1 protein-coding gene is annotated in these 1077 nt (G+C 65.6%); it reads right to left on the bottom strand.

The window, feature by feature from the left end; translation table 11 throughout:
• Positions 1–117: 117 nt before the first annotated feature.
• Positions 118–1077, bottom strand: a 960-nt coding sequence (locus tag NV1_RS41655) for an IS701 family transposase (RefSeq protein ID WP_067905268.1), incomplete at its 5' end; no start/stop codon positions are given.

Here is a 1077-nt window from a genome sequence, read left to right as displayed (position 1 = left end):
GCACTTGGTTATGTAATCGGTGTCGCCGCTGGTAGTGGGCTTGCCTGGCCCGGTATTGGTGGCGGCGTCGCCAGATCGACCACCGCCAGCCGGTAGCGCGGTCGAGGGCGGGTGCGGTCACGTGTGCCAACAGACGCCGGATTTCGCCGAGGGTGAGCGAGATGAGGCCGCTACCAACGCTTTTGGGGCGATAGCGGCGGTGACGGCGAGGTAGGTGTGGGCGAGCATGGCCAGAGTCATATGCCGGTACCAGGCGTCGTAACGGCGGACCTGGTAGTGGTCCAGGCCGACTTCGGTTTTGGCGGTCTGGAAACAGTCCTCGATCGACCATCTGCTGCCGGCGACCCGGATCAGTGTCTCGTCGGTGGTGCCGGTGGGTGCGCAGCACATGTAGTAGGCGATCTCGAGCTCGCCTTTGCTGTTCGGAGTCAGCGCCCGGCGCGCGAGCAGCCAGCGACTCCACCCGGGCGCGGTGGTCCATTCGTAGACCGGCAAAGATGCCACGGCCCAGTCGAACAGGCGCTGGCCTTTGGCTCCGGCACCACAGGACACGCGTTTCCACGCCTGCGAAGGTGCTTGCGCGACAAGATGATCCGCACGAGTGCATCCCGCGGTGACCGGGATGGTCTGCGTGCGCGGAACCGCCACCACGTACCCTATCCGGCGCTCGTCGAGCCAGGCCCGGAACTTGCCATCGCCGCCATAAGCCTCGTCAGCGGTCACCCACCGGGCCGGGACCCCGGCATCCAACGCCCGTGCGAGCATCTGCTCGGCCAGCACGGTCTTGGTGGCGAACTCCACCTCGTCCGGAACACCGGCCTCGCGGCAGCGATCACGATCGGCGGTCCACGACTGGGGCAGATACAACTCCCGATCGATCAGCGTCCGCCCCCGGCTGCTGGCATAGGCGCAGAACACACCCAGCTGAGAGTTCTCGATCCGCCCCGCCGTGCCCGAGTATTGCCGTTGCACCCCAGCAGATTTCACGCCCTTCTTGATGAATCCCGTCTCGTCCACGATCAACACACCGTCCGGATCACCCAAATGCTCAACCGCGTATCCACGCAGGTCATCACG

It is taken from the genome of Nocardia vaccinii NBRC 15922, assembly GCF_001613305.1.
GTDB classification, from domain to species: Bacteria; Actinomycetota; Actinomycetes; order Mycobacteriales; family Mycobacteriaceae; genus Nocardia; species Nocardia vaccinii.
This window is presented reverse-complemented; position numbering and strand designations above follow the sequence as displayed.